This is a genomic window from Streptomyces dryopteridis, assembly GCF_049606955.1.
Classification (GTDB): Bacteria; Actinomycetota; Actinomycetes; order Streptomycetales; family Streptomycetaceae; genus Streptomyces.
In genome coordinates this window covers 972,970-988,132 of sequence record NZ_CP187113.1, presented here as the reverse complement: position 1 = coordinate 988,132, position 15,163 = coordinate 972,970, and the positions used below count along the sequence as shown (strand labels likewise).

At 74.4% G+C, this 15,163-nt stretch carries 13 protein-coding genes and 1 pseudogene; 9 read left to right on the top strand and 5 right to left on the bottom strand.

The genetic code is table 11. From position 1 onward, the window contains the following. Nucleotides 1-33 precede the first annotated feature (33 nt). The 4 genes from ACN20G_RS03965 to ACN20G_RS03950 all read left to right on the top strand — a co-directional run bounded on the left by ACN20G_RS03965 (nt 34) and on the right by ACN20G_RS03950 (nt 4,663). On the top strand, nt 34-495 hold the full coding sequence (locus ACN20G_RS03965) for a hypothetical protein (RefSeq protein ID WP_424211312.1): 462 nt from the start codon (nt 34-36) through the stop codon (nt 493-495). A 109-nt stretch (nt 496-604) separates the two neighbouring features. Continuing rightward, nucleotides 605-1,834 (top strand): arginine deiminase, encoded by a 1,230-nt coding sequence (locus ACN20G_RS03960; RefSeq protein ID WP_424211311.1) that lies wholly within the window; start codon nt 605-607, stop codon nt 1,832-1,834. A 217-nt stretch (nt 1,835-2,051) separates the two neighbouring features. Then, nucleotides 2,052-3,062: an ornithine carbamoyltransferase gene (gene argF / locus ACN20G_RS03955; protein ID WP_424211310.1), complete on the top strand. Its 1,011-nt coding sequence runs from the start codon at nt 2,052-2,054 to the stop codon at nt 3,060-3,062. A gap of 161 nt (nt 3,063-3,223) precedes the next feature. Further along, nucleotides 3,224-4,663 (top strand): amino acid permease, encoded by a 1,440-nt coding sequence (locus ACN20G_RS03950; protein WP_424211309.1) that lies wholly within the window; start codon nt 3,224-3,226, stop codon nt 4,661-4,663. On the opposite strand, the gene ACN20G_RS03945 is transcribed toward ACN20G_RS03950, so the two are convergent. Next, a complete protein-coding gene (locus tag ACN20G_RS03945; RefSeq protein WP_424215362.1) occupies nt 4,635-5,216 on the bottom strand; it encodes an ATP-binding protein in 582 nt (193 codons plus the stop codon). The genes ACN20G_RS03950 and ACN20G_RS03945 overlap by 29 nt on opposite strands. A gap of 209 nt (nt 5,217-5,425) precedes the next feature. Between ACN20G_RS03945 and ACN20G_RS03940 the strand changes: the two genes are divergently transcribed. After that, nucleotides 5,426-6,256 carry an enoyl-CoA hydratase family protein gene (locus ACN20G_RS03940; RefSeq protein WP_424211308.1) on the top strand — a complete coding sequence of 277 codons (831 nt, stop codon included), beginning with the start codon at nt 5,426-5,428 and terminating at the stop codon, nt 6,254-6,256. A 7-nt stretch (nt 6,257-6,263) separates the two neighbouring features. Beyond that, nucleotides 6,264-8,546, top strand: coding sequence for a bifunctional salicylyl-CoA 5-hydroxylase/oxidoreductase (locus ACN20G_RS03935; RefSeq protein WP_424211307.1), 2,283 nt, complete (start codon nt 6,264-6,266; stop codon nt 8,544-8,546). A 7-nt stretch (nt 8,547-8,553) separates the two neighbouring features. Here the strand turns inward: ACN20G_RS03935 and ACN20G_RS03930 are convergent, their stop codons facing one another. Further along, entirely contained in the window at nt 8,554-9,423 is an 870-nt protein-coding gene (locus ACN20G_RS03930) for a GNAT family N-acetyltransferase (RefSeq protein ID WP_424211306.1), read from the bottom strand. Between the two features lie 193 nt (nt 9,424-9,616). Between ACN20G_RS03930 and ACN20G_RS03925 the strand changes: the two genes are divergently transcribed. Next, entirely contained in the window at nt 9,617-10,357 is a 741-nt protein-coding gene (locus ACN20G_RS03925) for a class I SAM-dependent methyltransferase (RefSeq protein WP_424211305.1), read from the top strand. Nucleotides 10,358-10,536: 179 nt separating this feature from the next. On the opposite strand, the gene ACN20G_RS03920 is transcribed toward ACN20G_RS03925, so the two are convergent. Continuing rightward, on the bottom strand, nt 10,537-12,201 hold the full coding sequence (locus ACN20G_RS03920) for an AMP-binding protein (RefSeq protein ID WP_424211304.1): 1,665 nt from the start codon (nt 12,199-12,201) through the stop codon (nt 10,537-10,539). Between the two features lie 250 nt (nt 12,202-12,451). Between ACN20G_RS03920 and ACN20G_RS03915 the strand changes: the two genes are divergently transcribed. Both ACN20G_RS03915 and ACN20G_RS03910 read left to right on the top strand, forming a co-directional pair. Further along, entirely contained in the window at nt 12,452-13,591 is a 1,140-nt protein-coding gene (locus tag ACN20G_RS03915) for an acyl-CoA dehydrogenase family protein (RefSeq protein WP_424211303.1), read from the top strand. 314 nt (nt 13,592-13,905) lie between these two features. After that, a complete protein-coding gene (locus tag ACN20G_RS03910) occupies nt 13,906-14,298 on the top strand; it encodes a RidA family protein (RefSeq protein WP_424215361.1) in 393 nt (130 codons plus the stop codon). Between the two features lie 80 nt (nt 14,299-14,378). Here the strand turns inward: ACN20G_RS03910 and ACN20G_RS03905 are convergent. Next, nucleotides 14,379-14,851 (bottom strand): annotated as a pseudogene (locus ACN20G_RS03905) (hypothetical protein). After that, complete coding sequence (locus tag ACN20G_RS03900) at nt 14,851-15,084, bottom strand: 4a-hydroxytetrahydrobiopterin dehydratase (RefSeq protein WP_424211302.1); 234 nt, start codon at nt 15,082-15,084, stop codon at nt 14,851-14,853. Before ACN20G_RS03900 ends, ACN20G_RS03905 begins: the two are co-directional and overlap by 1 nt. Nucleotides 15,085-15,163: the final 79 nt, after the last annotated feature.

Sequence of the window (15,163 nt, the reverse complement as noted above, 5' to 3'; positions counted from 1 at the left end):
GCGCGCGGAAGCATTGCGGCGCTCATGACCTGTATGGCCGCAGCGGCTGCGGTGACCCCGGCGGCCGCGGCCTCCGTCCCGGTGGACGTGCCGCTCGGCGGTGCGTTGAAGTCCTCGCTCGGCCTCGACGCCCCCCAACTGACCACGGCGGTGCCGGTGCCGATCGTGGGCACGCCCGAGACCCCGGTGCACCACCAGGGCAACATGCTGCCCACCCCGCTGCTGCCGGCCGTCCCCGTCGGGGCGGACCTCGGCGGCACCACCGTCACCTCGCCGGTGCCCAACCTGCTGGGGGACCCCAAGACCGACCAGGCGGGCGGCATCGAGTCCACCGGCGGCCGGTTGCTGGCGCGCGGTCCGGAGGCCGCCGTCCAGGCCCCGCTCACCATGCCCAACGCCGAGAACTTCGGCCTGCCGGACCTGACCACCCCCGACCTGGGCGTGGTCACCCCGGCGTTGAGCGGCGACCCGGTGGCCCTGCTGGGCCTGGGCTGACCGGGCGGGGCCCGGGCCCCGGCCCCCGGCCCCGGCCCGGTGGGCGGCGCGCGGGGGAACGCGACGAACGCCACATCGCACGGCCGTCCGGTCTGGGAATGTGTACGTCATGGGATTCCATGTCGATTCCGAGACCGGGCGGCTGCGCCGCGTCATCCTGCACCGGCCCGATCTGGAGCTGAAGCGGCTGACCCCGAGCAACAAGGACGCGTTGCTCTTCGACGACGTGCTGTGGGTGCGCCGGGCCCGCGCGGAGCACGACGGGTTCGCCGACGTGCTGCGGGACCGGGGGGTGGCGGTACACCTGTTCGGGGACCTGCTGCGCGAGACCCTGGAGATCCCGGAGGGCCGGCACCTGGTGCTGGACCGGGTCTTCGACGAGAAGGAGTACGGTCCGCTGGCCACGGACCACCTGCGGGCCGCGTTCGACTCCCTCGGCCCCGACGCGTTGGCGCGGGCGCTGATCGGCGGGGTCACCAAGCGCGAGTTCCTGGAGGGGCACGCGGAGCCGGCCTCGGTGCGCTTCCACGTGCTGGAGCCGGACGACTTCCTGCTCGGCCCGCTGCCGAACCACCTGTTCACGCGGGACACCTCGGCGTGGATCTACGACGGGGTCTCGGTCAACGCGATGCGGTGGCCGGCGCGGCAGCGCGAGACGGTGCACTTCGAGGCGATCTACCGGTACCACCCGCTGTTCACGACGGGCGGCCCGTTCCGCTACTGGTCGCGGGGGCAGGAGGACTACCCGTCGACGATCGAGGGCGGGGACGTGCTGGTGATCGGGAACGGGGCGGTGCTGATCGGGATGAGCGAGCGGACCACCCCGCAGGCGGTGGAGATGCTGGCGCGGGGACTGTTCGCGGCGGGCTCCGCGCACACGATCGTGGCCCTGGACCTGCCGAAGCGGCGGGCGTTCATGCACCTGGACACGGTGATGACGATGGTCGACGGGGACACCTTCACGCAGTACGCGGGGCTGGGGATGCTGCGCTCGTACACGATCCGGCCCGGGGTCGGGGGCCGGGACCTGTCGGTGGAGGACCACGCGCCGGAGCACATGCACGCGGCGATCGCGGCGGCGCTGGGGCTGGACCGGATCCGGGTGCTGACGGCGCGGCAGGACGTGCACGCGGCGGAGCGCGAGCAGTGGGACGACGGGTGCAACGTGCTGGCGGTGGAGCCGGGGGTGGTCGTGGCCTACGAGCGGAACGTGACCACCAACACGCACCTGCGCAAGGAGGGGATCGAGGTGATCGAGATCCCGGGCAGCGAGCTGGGACGGGGTCGCGGCGGTCCGCGCTGCATGAGCTGTCCGGTGGAACGGGACGCGGTGGGGTGACGGCGTGAGGGAGTGAGGGGGCGGGGCGGGTGCGGGACGGGGGAGGTGTGTGGTGTGCCGCACGGATGAACCGTCCCAATCCGGGCAATCCCCCATAATGGGGTTCGGTCGGGGGGTGGAGTGCGAGGTCAGAGCGATCCCGGCTCTGTATATCGATGCAAGGCTTCGTATAGACTTCCAGCATTCCCTGCCCGTCCACCCGTCCCCTGGAGAGCCCATGGCCCCGGCCCCCGACCTCGTCGGCCGCAGCTTCCTGAAGGAGCTCGACTTCACCGCCGCCGAATTCCGCGCGCTGGTCGAGTTCGCAGCCGAGCTGAAGGCGGCCAAGAAGGCCGGGACCGAGGAGCGCCGACTGACCGGCCGCAACATCGCGCTGATCTTCGAGAAGACCTCCACCCGCACCCGCTGCGCCTTCGAGGTCGCCGCCGCCGACCAGGGCGCCCACACCACCTACCTCGACCCGAGCGGCTCCCAGATGGGCCACAAGGAATCCGTCGAGGACACCGCCAAGGTGCTGGGCCGGATGTTCGACGGGATCGAGTACCGGGGCGACTCCCAGGACACCGTCGAGACCCTCGCCGCCCACGCCGGCGTCCCCGTCTGGAACGGCCTCACCGACGAGTGGCACCCCACCCAGATGCTCGCCGACGTGCTCACCATGACCGAGCACTGCGCCAAGCCGCTGGAGCGCATCGCCTTCGCCTACCTCGGCGACGCCCGCTTCAACATGGGCAACTCCTACCTGGTCACCGGCGCCCTGCTCGGCATGGACGTGCGGATCGTCGCCCCCCGCGCCTACTGGCCCGCCGAGTCCGTCGTGGCCGCCGCCCGCGCCCTGGCCGCCGAGAGCGGGGCCCGGATCACCCTCACCGAGGAGATCGAGGAGGGCGTGGCCAAGGCCGACTTCGTCGCCACCGACGTGTGGGTCTCCATGGGCGAGCCCAAGGAGGTCTGGGACGAGCGGATCAAGGCCCTGGGCCCCTACGCCGTCACCATGGACGTGCTGCGCGCCACCGGCAACCCCGACGTGCGCTTCCTGCACTGCCTGCCGGCCTTCCACGACCTCGGCACCGCCGTCGCCCGCGACATCTTCGACCGGTACGGGCTGGAGTCGCTGGAGGTCACCGACGAGGTGTTCCGCTCGGCGCACGCCGTCGTGTTCGACGAGGCCGAGAACCGCCTGCACACCATCAAGGCCGTGCTGGTCGCCACCCTCGCCGGCCGCTAGAGCGCCGGCCCACCCACCCCCGCCCGGTCGGCCCCGCGCCGACCGGGCGCCCCGCACCACCGCACGATGAGCACCCCCCGCACCTGCCACCACCCCCGGCACCCCCGTACCACCGGCCCCACCGAGGCCGGCCCGCACCACCAGGAACGAGAACCACCCCCATGAGTCCTTCCCCCGGACTGCGCGTCAAGGCCCCCTCCCAGCTCGTCGCCGAGGCGGGCGCCGACCTCGAAGGCCACGGACTGCGCCGCACCATGGGCCTGTTCCAACTCGTCTGCTTCGGCGTCGGCGCCATCGTCGGCACCGGCATCTTCGTCGGCCTCGCCGACAGCGTCGGCGCCGCCGGCCCCGCCGTCGTCGTCTCCTTCGTGCTCGCCGCGATCACCTGCGTGCTCACCGCGTTCTCCTTCGCCGAACTCGGCAGCGCGATCCCCGTCTCCGGCAGCTCCTACTCCTTCGCCTACGCCACCCTCGGCGAACGCGTCGCCTTCCTCACCGGCTGGTGCCTGCTGCTGGAGTACGGCATCTCCATGTCGGCCGTGGCCGTCGGCTGGGGCCAGTACCTCGACGAACTCCTGCACAACCTCACCGGCCTGCGCCTGCCCCACGCCCTGGCCGCCGGCCCCACCGAGGGCGGGATCGTCAACGTCCCCGCCGTCCTCGTGATGCTGCTGGCCGCCACCCTGCTCGTGCGCGGCATCCGCGAGAGCGCCGGCGCCACCGCCGCCATGGCCGTGGTCAAGATCGCCGTCCTGCTGCTGTTCTGCGGGATCGCCTTCACCGCCTACGACGCCGGCAACCTCACCCCCTTCATGAGCCACGGCGCCGCCGGCGTCACCTCCGGCGCGGCCCTCGCCTTCTTCTCCTACATCGGCTTCGACGCCATCACCACCGCCGGCGAGGAGGTCAAGAACCCCCGCCGCAACATCCCCCTCGCCATCCTCATCTGCATCGGCGTGGTCACCGTCCTGTACTGCGCGGTCGCCCTCGCCGCGATCGGCGCCATGTCCGCCGACGAGGTCGCCGGCAAGCCCGCCGCCCTCTCCCTCATCGTCGACTCCGTCACGGGCACCAGCCTCGGCGGCGGCGTGATCGCCTTCGGCGCGGTCGTCGCCATCGCCTCCGTGGTCCTCGCCGTCATGTACGGCCAGACCCGGATCCTGATGTCCATGTCCCGCGACGGACTCATCCCGCGGGTCTTCGAACGGGTCTCCCCGCGCACCGCGACCCCCGTCGCCAACACCTGGATCGTCGCCGGCGTGTTCGCCGTCCCCGCCGCCTTCGTCCCCCTGGACGTGGTGATGAACCTGACCACGATCGGCACCCTCGCCATCATGGCCGTCGTCAACATCGCCGTGATCGTGCTGCGCCGCCGGCACGGGGACGAGGCCGCCCCCGGCACCTTCCGCACCCCGCTGTTCCCGATCACCCCGCTGCTCGGCATCGTCTTCTGCCTGTACCTGATCTACGGCACCGGCTGGACCACCTGGCTCCAGTTCGCCGGCTTCCTCGCCGTCGGCGCCGTGCTGTACGAGGTCTACGGCCGCCGGCACTCCCGGCTCGGCGCCTCCCTCACGGCGTCGGGCGCGCCGACAACCTGAACCACACGGCCTTGCCGCGTTCCGTGGCCCGGTGACCGCAGGAGGAGCTGAGCGCGCGCAGCAGCAACAGGCCGCGCCCGTCCTCCCGCCACAGGTCCAGGGGGCAGGCCAGATCGGGATCGGTGTCCGAGACGTGCCCCGGCGCGTGATCGGGCACCGGTCCCGTTCCCGTTCCCATCTCCGACGCGGGTCCCAATTCCGGTTCCGGCGCGAGGAGACCGCCGGGCACCCGGGCGTCCCCGTCGTGGACCTCCACCAGACAGCCCCAGCCGTCCGGGCCCGCGACCAGCTCCACGATCAACTCGATGCCGCCCGCGTCGTCGTCGGCGACCCGCCCGCCCGGTCGCGCGTGCTCCACCGCGTTGGCCACCAGCTCGGCCGTCAACAACTCCGCCGTGTCCCGATCGGCCACCGCCCGCCCCGAACCCGCCGGCTCCCGCTCACAGGCGTCCGCCAACGCCGTGCGCACCAGCGCCCGCGCGATCGGCACCGCCACCGCCGACCGCGGCAACGACAGCCGCCGACCACCGGCCCCCGACACGGACTCCGGCACGGGCACGGGACCACCCCTTCGTCTCGTCGGTTCGACACGCCCCGGCGCACCGAACCCGGCCGCCGGCCCCCACGATACGGAGCCCCGCCCGCCACTCCCAGGCCGGCCCGGCCCCCGACGCCGACGCGACGGGAGAACGACCCGCCGCGCCCGCCGAAGGTCCCCGCGCGTCGGTGACGGAGGTCACACCCCGGTGATACCGTCGCCGAGTGAGCCCATTCACCGGTTCCGCCTCCGGCACCCCGCAATGGCAGCACATCCGCGTCACCCGCACCGAGGACGAGGTCGTCACCGTCACCCTCGCCCGCCCCGAGCGTCTCAACGCGCTCACCTTCGGCGGCTACGCGGACCTGCGCGACCTCCTCGCCGAACTCTCCAGAGAACGCACCACCCGCGCCCTCGTCCTCGCCGGCGAGGGCCGCGGGTTCTGCTCCGGCGGCGACGTCGAGGAGATCATCGGCGCCACCCTCGCCCTCGACACCGCCGCCCTCCTCGACTTCAACCGGATGACCGGTCAGGTCGTCCGCGCCCTGCGCGAATGCCCCTTCCCGGTGATCGCCGCCCTGCACGGGGTCGCCGCCGGCGCCGGCGCGGTCCTCGCCCTCGCCGCCGACTTCCGGATCGCCGACCCCACCGCCCGGTTCGCGTTCCTCTTCACCCGCGTCGGCCTCTCCGGCGGCGACATGGGCGCCGCCTACCTGCTGCCCCGCGTCGTCGGCCTCGGCCACGCCACCCGACTGCTGATGCTCGGCGACACCGTCCGCGCCGAGGAGGCCGTCCGCATCGGGCTGCTCTGCGACCTCGTCCCCGAGGGCGGGGCCGACGAGGCCGCCGCCGCCCTCGCCGCCCGACTCGCCGCCGGTCCCACCCTCGCCCACGCCCAGACCAAGGCCCTGCTGACCGCCGAACTCGACATGCCGCTCGCCGCCGCCGTCGAACTCGACGCCACCACCCAGGCCCTGCTCATGACCGGCGAGGACTACCGCGAGTTCCACGCCGCGTTCACCGGCAAACGCGACCCGCGCTGGACCGGGAGGTGACCTTCAGGTGAGGGTCGCGATCGTCGGCGGCGGCCCCGGGGGCCTGTACGCCGCCCTGCTGCTCGCCCGCCAGGGCCACGAGGTCGAGGTCTGGGAACGCAACGCCCCCGAGGACACCTTCGGCTTCGGCGTGGTCCTCTCCGACGAGACCCTCGGCGGCATCGAACGCGCCGACGCCGCCGTGCACACGGCGCTCGCCGCCGAGTTCGTCCGCTGGGACGACGTGGAGATCCTGCACCGGGGTCGGCTGCTCACCTCCGGCGGCCACGGCTTCGCCGCCCTCGGCCGCCGCCGGCTCCTGGAGATCCTGCACGCCCGCTGCACCGCCCTCGGCGTCCGCCTCCGCTTCCGCGCCGAGGCCCCGCCCGCCTGGGCCCTGGCCGACGCCTACGACCTGGTCGTCGCCGCCGACGGGGTCCGCAGCCGCACCCGCGCCGCCGGAGCCGACTGCTTCGCCCCCACCGTCACCACCGGCCGCTGCCGCTACCTGTGGCTGGCCGCCGACTTCGCCCTCGACGCGTTCCGCTTCGAGATCGCCGAAACCCCCCACGGCGTGTTCCAACTCCACGCCTACCCCTACGCCCCCGACTCCTCCACCGTCATCGTGGAGACCCGCGAGGAGGTGTGGCGGGCCGCCGGCCTCGACCTCTGCGAGGAGAACGAGTCCGCCGCCCGCTGCGCGAAGATCTTCGCCGAGACCCTCCAGGGCCGGCCCCTGCGCGGCAACCGCTCCGCCTGGACCGGATTCCGCAACGTCACCTGCGCCCGCTGGTCCCACGGCAAGGTCGTCCTCCTCGGCGACGCCGCCCACACCGCCCACTTCTCCATCGGATCCGGCACCAAACTCGCCGTCGAGGACGCCCTCGCCCTCGCCGAGGCCCTCGCCGCCGCCGACCTGCCCACCGGCCCCGAGGCCCGCGTCGACCCCGACGCCCTCGGCGACGCCCTCACCGCCTACGAGAGCGCCCGCCGCCCCGCCGTCGCCTCCACCCAGCGCGCCGCCCTCGCCAGCATGCGCTGGTTCGAGGAACTCGCCGACCACGTCGACCAGCCCCCGCGCCGCTTCGCCTTCAACCTCCTCACCCGCAGCCGCCGCGTCACCCACGACAACCTGCGCCTGCGCGACCCCCGGTTCACCCGCTCCGTCGAGCGCGAGTTCGGCTGCCCCGACGACGACACCCCGCCCATGTTCACCCCGTTCCGGCTCGGCGGCCTCACCCTGCGCAACCGGATCGTGGTCTCGCCCATGGACACCTACCGCGCCGTCGACGGGATCCCCGGCGACTTCCACCTCGTGCACCTCGGCGCCCGCGCCCTGGGCGGCCCCGGACTCGTCATGACCGAGATGGTCTGCGTCACCCCCGAAGGCCGCATCACCCCCGGCTGCTCCGGCCTGTGGAACGAGGACCAGGCCGCGGCCTGGCGCCGCGTCGTCGACTTCGTGCACACCGAGGCCCCCGGCACCGCCCTCGGCGTCCAACTCGGCCACAGCGGACGCAAAGGCTCCACCCGCCTCATGTGGGAGGGCATGGACGACCCCCTGCCGGCGCCCGAGGACAACTGGCCGCTGATCGCCCCCAGCGCCCTCCCGTACCGGCCCGGCGTCTCCGCCACCCCCCGCGCCCTGCGCACCGAGGAACTGCCCGCCCTGCGCGAGGCGTTCCGCTCCGCCGCCGCCCGCGCCGCCCGCTGCGGCTTCGACCTCCTCGAACTGCACTGCGCCCACGGCTACCTGCTGTCCTCGTTCCTCTCCCCGCTGACCAACCTCCGCGAGGACGGCTACGGCGGCCCCGCCCTCGCCGACCGGCTCCGCTTCCCGCTGGAGGTCTTCGACGCGGTCCGCGAGACCTGGCCCGCCGACCGGCCCGTCACCGTCCGGATCTCCGCCACCGACTGGGCCCCCGGCGGCACCACCCCCGAGGACGCCATCGGCATCGCCGAGGCGTTCCGCGCCCACGGCGCCGACGCCGTCGACGTCTCCACCGGGCAGGTCGTCGCCGAGGAGGAACCCGAGTTCGGCCGCTCCTACCAGACCCCCCACGCGGCCCGGATCCGCGCCCGTACCGGCATCCCCGTCATCGCGGTCGGCGCCATCTCCTCCTGGGACGACGTGAACTCCCTGTTGCTGGCCGGCCGCGCCGACCTGTGCGCCCTGGGCCGGCCCCACCTGTACGACCCGCACTGGACCCTGCACGCCGCCGCCGAACAGGACTACCGGGGCCCCGGCGCGCCCTGGCCGGCCCCCTACCGGGCGGGCAGCCGCCGCCCGCCCACCGGCAAGGGCGCGTGAGCGGCCACTACGGTCGGGGCACGGGAGCCAACACCACCCGCTCGGTGACCGGGAGGTAGCCCAGCCGCCGGTACACGCCGTTGCTCGTCGGATTCGCGAGGTCCGTCCACAACAGCACCTCCGCCGCGCCCGCGGCCCGCGCGGCCCGGGTCGCGGCGGTGGTGACGGCCGCCGCCAGACCCCGCCGGCGCGCCTCGGGCGGGGTGTAGACGTTCATCACCCGGGCCGTGCCCGCGATCACCGGACTGTGGCAGGCCATCGCCACGGGCTCCCCGTCCCGCTCCCACAGCGACTGCCGGCCGGATTCCACGAGCTCCGCGAGAACCGTCTCGGCGGGCGGCGCCGGATCCCCGACCGCCGCCGCGTACCGCGCGTACCAGGCACGCAGCAACGGCAGATCGCGGGCCTCGGCCGGCCGGGCCGCGCCGGCCGGCGCCGGGTCCGGCGGCACGAGGGTCCCCAACCGGTGCAGCCGCAGCCGCTCCACCTCCCGCAACGGAAGCCCCCAGCCGGCGGCGAGGGCGGGCGCGTCGGCGGCCGACACGTTGAGCGAGCCGTCCAGGAGGTCCGGGCGGGCGACGGCGAGGGCGGCCGGCAATGCGGTCGCGGCGCCAGGGGCCAACGTCCCGCAGAGGAAGGGGAACGGCGGGGTCCGCACCACCGTGCCGCCGACGGCGCCGGCTCCCGCGCCCTCGTCCCCCGTCCACCACCCGAAGACGGGCTCCGGGCCCTCCGCGTCGCCGTACGCGTGCGGTCCGCGCCGCAGACAGGCGTCCAGCACGGACAGCAGATTGGTGTGGGCGACGGGATCGGCGAGGAGCGCGGGGCGCGCGGCGGCGGCGAACACGGCCGGGTCCGCGGTGAAAGTCCAGGTCATGACCCATCGTCAATCCTCAACGCGGCCCACCTCAAGCGGTTTTCGAGCCCTGTCCGTCGTTTGAACCGAACCTCGATCGCGATCTTCTTCGTGTGATCCTCCCATGCGAACTCCGGCCGCCGGATGAGGAGACTTTGAGCCACGGGCCGCGGTCGAACGGAAGACCGACGCCGTGAACACGGGGAGAAGACTCATGAGCGAGCAGCTGTACGACGAGATCGGCGAGGCATTCGAGGGCTTCAAGAACCTGCCGCTGGCCCGCTACGGCGAGGTCGCCGGCACCCTCGCCCTCGTCGGCGACGTCAAGGGCCGGTCCGTCCTCGACCTGGCCTGCGGAACCGGTTTCTACAGCCGCGAACTGAAGCGGCGCGGAGCCTCCCGCGTACTCGGCGTCGACATCTCCGGCGAGATGATCGCCGTCGCCAACACCATCGAAGAGGCCGAGCCGCTCGGCATCGAGTACGCCGTCGGCGACGTCGCCGAACTCCCGCGATACGAAGAGCCCTTCGAGGTCGGCCTCGCCGTCCAGGCGTTCAACTACGCCCCGGACGTGGCCACCGTCGAGCGCATGTGTCGCGCCATCCACGCCAACCTCGTCCCCGGCGCCGACTTCTTCCTCTTCGTCATGTCCCCCGAGTACGACTTCTCCGGCCCCTCCCTGGAGAAGTACGGCTTCCTGTGCGACAAGCTCGGCGAGAACGAGATCGGCACCCACATCCGCCTCACCGCCCTCCTCGACCCGACGCCCGTCTCCTTCGAGGCGACCGTCCCCAGCCGCGAGGTCTACGAGAACTCCCTCACGGCCGCCGGGTTCACCGACGTGACCTGGGTGCCGCTGGAGATCTCCGAGGCGGGCGTGCGCGAACACGGCGCCGAGTACTGGGAGGCGTTCCTCGCCAACCCGGCCCTCACCCTCCTGCGCTGCCGCGCCTGACCCCCTCGCCCCGCCCGCCCCGGGGTCCGGGACCCGGGACCCGGGACCCGGGGTCGGGGTTCCGGGGGGCCCTGAGCAGGCCCGACCCGATCCGGCCACGACCCCGGCCGGATCGGGTCGGGCCGCGCGGCCCGTTCGGCAGGCCCCGTTCTTCGGCAGGCCCGTTCGCCCCGCCCCGGTCAGCCCGGCAGCGGGCTCTCGCAGGCCGCCTCGCGCAACCGGTGCCGTTGCAGCTTGCCCGTGTTCGTGCGCGGCAGCTCCGGCACGAACACGAAACGCCGCGGGCACTTGTACGGCGCCAACTCGGCCTCCATGTGCCGCCGCAACTCCGCCTCGCCCGGCGCCCGCACCCCCGCCCGCGCCACCGCGTACGCCACCACCACCTGCCCGCGCCGCACGTCCGGCAGCCCCACCACCGCCGCCTCCGCCACGTCCGGATGCCGCAGCAACGCCTCCTCCACCTCCGGGCCCGCGATGTTGTACCCCGCCGACACGATCATGTCGTCGGCCCGCGCCACGTACCGGAACCGCCCGTCGGCCTCCCGCACGTACGTGTCCCCCGTCAGGTTCCAGCCGCCGCGCACGTACTCCGCCTGCCGCGGATCGTCCAGGTACCGGCAGCCCACCGGGCCGCGCACCGCCAACAACCCCGGCGTGCCGTCCGGCACCGGCCGCCCGGCCGCGTCCACCACCCGCGCCGTCCACCCCGGCACCGGCCGCCCGGTGCGCCCCGGCCGGCTGTCCTCGGGCCGGTCCGAGATGAAGATGTGCAGCAGCTCCGTCGCCCCGATCCCGTCCACGATCCGCAACCCCGTCCGCTCGCGCCAGGCCCGCCAGGTCGCCGCCGGCAGGCTCTCGCCGGCGGACACGCACAACCGCAACGCCGACAGATCCAGTGCCCGCCCCGCCGGCTCCCGCAGCGCCTCCAGCATCGCCCGGTACGCCGTCGGCGCCGTGAACAGCACGCTCACCCGGTGCCGGGCCAGCGCCGGCAACAACCGGCCCGGCACCGCCCGGTCCATCAGCAGCGCGGAGGCCCCGCACCGCAACGGGAACACCACCAGCCCACCCAGCCCGAACGTGAACCCGAGCGGCGGACTGCCCGCGAACACGTCCTCCGGCCCCGGCCGCAGCACGTGGGCGGCGAAGGTGTCCGCGATCGCCAGCACGTCCCGATGGAAATGCAGACAGCCCTTCGGCCGGCCCGTGGTCCCCGAGGTGAACGCCAGCAGCGCCACATCGTCCGCCGAGGTCGCCACCGCCCGGAACCCCGGCCCGCCCATCCGGGCCGCGACCCGACGCGACAGGTCCCCGGGCGCGTCCCCGCCGTAGTCCAGCACCCGCAGCCCCGGCAACCGCGCCCGGTCCAGCTCCGCGCGCGCGTCCACGTGACACAGCGCGTGCCGCACCCGCGCGATCTCCCCCATCACCGCCAGCTCCGAGGCCCGCGCCTGCGGCAGCACCGTCACCGCCACCGCGCCCGCCTTCACCACGGCCAGCCAGCACGCCGCCAGCCACGGCTCCGTGGGCCCCCGCAACAACACCCGGTTGCCCGGCACCACCCCCAGCTCCTCCACCAGCACGTGCGCGATCGCGTCCACCCGCGCCCGCAGCTCCCCGTACGACCACACCGTGCCGTCCTCGGCGTGGAACGCGGGCCGGTCCGGGGCCGACCGGGCGAGCACGGGGGACAGCAGCTCGGCGGCGCAGTTCAACCGCTCGGGGTAACGGGGCAGCGCCGGATCGTCCAACGACAGCAGCGGCCGGGCGGCGGGCGGCGGCAGCCGGTCCCGGGTGAAGGTGTCGACGTGGGCGGAGGGCAACAGGTCCGAGACGGGATGCACGACGGGATCCAAGGCGGTTCGCCCCCTGGGGACGGGCCCGTCGGGCGGACGCGCGAGCGCGCGGGCCGACGGGACGGGGTCGGCGGCGCGCACGGGGGTCGTGACGGGGTGGGCCGGCGTGCCGAGCGGAGGTCCGGGGTCCTGCTTCGGAGCGTAGCGCCGGGGTGACGCCAGTCAACCGCAGGCGATACAACGGGAACGACGGCCCGCCGCGAACCGCCGGCGGCCGGGAGCGAGGAAGGCGTGTCGCATGGGCGGATTCGCGCTCGACCCGGACCAGGAGGCCGCGTGCGCGCGGTGGCGGACCCTGGCCGCCGAACGGCTGAACGACCTCGCGAAGGCGGGCGAACCCGGCCGCGTCAACCGGCCCCTGCTCGCCGAACTCGGCGCGCTCGGCCTCCTCGGCCGGGCCCTGGACGCGGGCGCGCTGGAACTGTGCCTGCTGCGCGAATCCCTCGCCCACGGCTGTACCGAGGCCGAGACCACCCTCGCCGTCCAGGGCCTCGGCTCGCACCCCGTCCTCGCCCGGGGCACGCCCGCACAGCGGGACCGCTGGCTGCCCGAGATCCGCGCCGGCCGCGCCGTCGCCGCGTTCGCCCTCTCCGAACCCGGCGCCGGCTCCGACGCCGCCGCCCTCGAACTGCGCGCCCACCCGGACCCGGCGGGCGGCGGATGGCGGCTGCACGGGGCCAAACGGTGGATCTCGCACGCCCCCGAGGCCGACGTGATCACCGTCTTCGCCCGCACCGGCGAAGAGCCCGGCGCGCGCGGGGTCACCGCGTTCCTCGTCCCCGGCGACCGGCCCGGACTCTCCGGCGAACACCTCGACATGCTCTCCCCCCACCCGATCGGCTCCCTCGCCTTCGACGGGGTGCCGGTCGGCCCCGAGGACCTGCTCGGGGAGCCGGGGGAGGGGTTCCGGGTCGCGATGGGCACCCTCAACCGGTTCCGGCCCAGCGTCGGCGCGTTCGCGATCGGCATGGCGAGCGCCGCGCTCGACGCGACCCTCGCCCACACGGCCGAACGCCGCGCCTTCGGCGGCGTCCTCGCCGACCTCCAGACCGTCAACCACACCCTCGCCGAGATGGCCACCCGCATCGAGGCGGCCCGGCTGCTGGTGTACGCGGCCGCGCAGGCGTACGACGAGGACCCGGCCGGCCCCCGCGTCCCGGCCCGCGCGGCCATGGCCAAACTCCTCGCCACGGAGACCGCCGGCTGGGTCGTCGACCAGGCCGTCCAACTCCACGGCGCCACCGCCCTGGCCCGCGGCCACCTCCTGGAACACCTCTACCGAGAGTCCCGCGCCCCCCGCATCTACGAAGGCGCGAGCGAAGTCCAACGCGACATCATCGCCAAACACCTCCGCCGAGAGAAGGCCCAGCCCCGATGACGCCACCGAACACCGAACACGGCGAACAGCACACCGAGGCCGGCGGCGGGGCCGAAGGCCCGGCCGGGGCCGAAGGCCCGGCCGGGGCCGAAGGCCCGGCCGGGGCCGAAGGCCCGGCCGGGGCCGAAGGAGGGCCCGAGGCCGAGGACCGGGCCGGCGGCGGGGCCGAGGCCGACGCGGAGAGCCGGGCCGGGAGTGAGGGCCGGGCCGGGGTTGAGGGCCGGGGCGGGGCTGAGGGCCGGGCCGGGGTTGAGGGCCGGGCAGGGAGTGAAGGCCGGGCCGGGGCTGCGGGTCGGGCCGAAGGTGACGGGCGGGTGTGGCGGGTGAATCCGTCCACGTTGGCCCCGCCCACCGGGTTCTCGCACGCCACCGTCGTCACCGGCAACCGCATGGTGCTGCTGGCCGGTCAGACGGCCCTGGACGAGAAGGGTCGGATCGTCGGCGCGGACCTCCCCGCCCAGTTCTCCCGCGCCCTCGCCAACCTCCTCACCGCCCTCGCCGCCGCCGGCGGTACCCCCGCCGACCTGGCCCGCGTCACCGTGTACACCACCGACGTCGCCGCGTACCGCGCCCACGCCCCGGAACTCGGCCGCATCTGGCGCGAGGCCGCCGGCCGCGACTACCCGGCGATGGCCCTCATCGGCGTGGTGCGGCTCTGGGACGAGGAGGCGCTGGTCGAACTGGACGGCATCGCGGCGATCGCCTGACCGGCGCGGTCGCGGCGGGCCGGGTCGGGGCGGGCCGGATCCGGTCGGGTCGGGGCGGGAGGGGGTGCGCCCTCACCGGTTCAGCGCGACGCCCCCTCGGGCCACAGCACCCGGACCGGAACCCCGGTCCGTTCGGCGTACGCCACCACGCCGGCGGTCCCGCCGTACCCCCACGCCGGCTTTCCGTCCCACACGGCCCACAACTCGTCCACGAGCCCCACGAGGACCTCGCTCCCCGCCATGTGCGCGGCCGAGTCGGACGCGGGCATCCCGGTCCGGTGCACCTCGGCGGCCCGCCCCAGCAGCGCGTCGTACACGGCCAGTGCTCCTGGGGCAGCCCGTCCCGGTACTCCTCGGCCGGCAGCACCACTTCCAGTCGGCCGCCGTGCGCGAGCACGTACTCGGCTAACCAGGCGTCGGGCCCGTCGGCGATGCACGACACCCCCACCAACGCCTCCCCGCCCCGCTCCCGCAACCCCGCGTCGAGCAAGCCCCGAACCTCCCGCTCCACCCCGGCCCCCAACCTCCGATGCCCCGTGATTCCGATCCGCATCAGTCGAGGGGGATGGCCTCGTGGGCGGCGACGATCGTGTCGATGCGGAGATCGAGGTCGGGGTGGTGTTGCACGCGGCGCGCGCGGTCCGCGATGGTCACGATCGTGGCGACCCCGGCGTGGAACCGGATCGGATACGTCCGCGAGATCGCCTCCCCCACCCGCCCCCACCCGGGCAACTCGGCGAGAGTCGCCGTGATGTGCTCCTGACTCAACGCCTCCGGCACGCTCATTGGTCGCCCTCGTGATCGCACGCGCATGGGCGCCGAAGCCGTCCCCCCACGCCTAGGCTGTTCGGTGACGAGCGCGCAC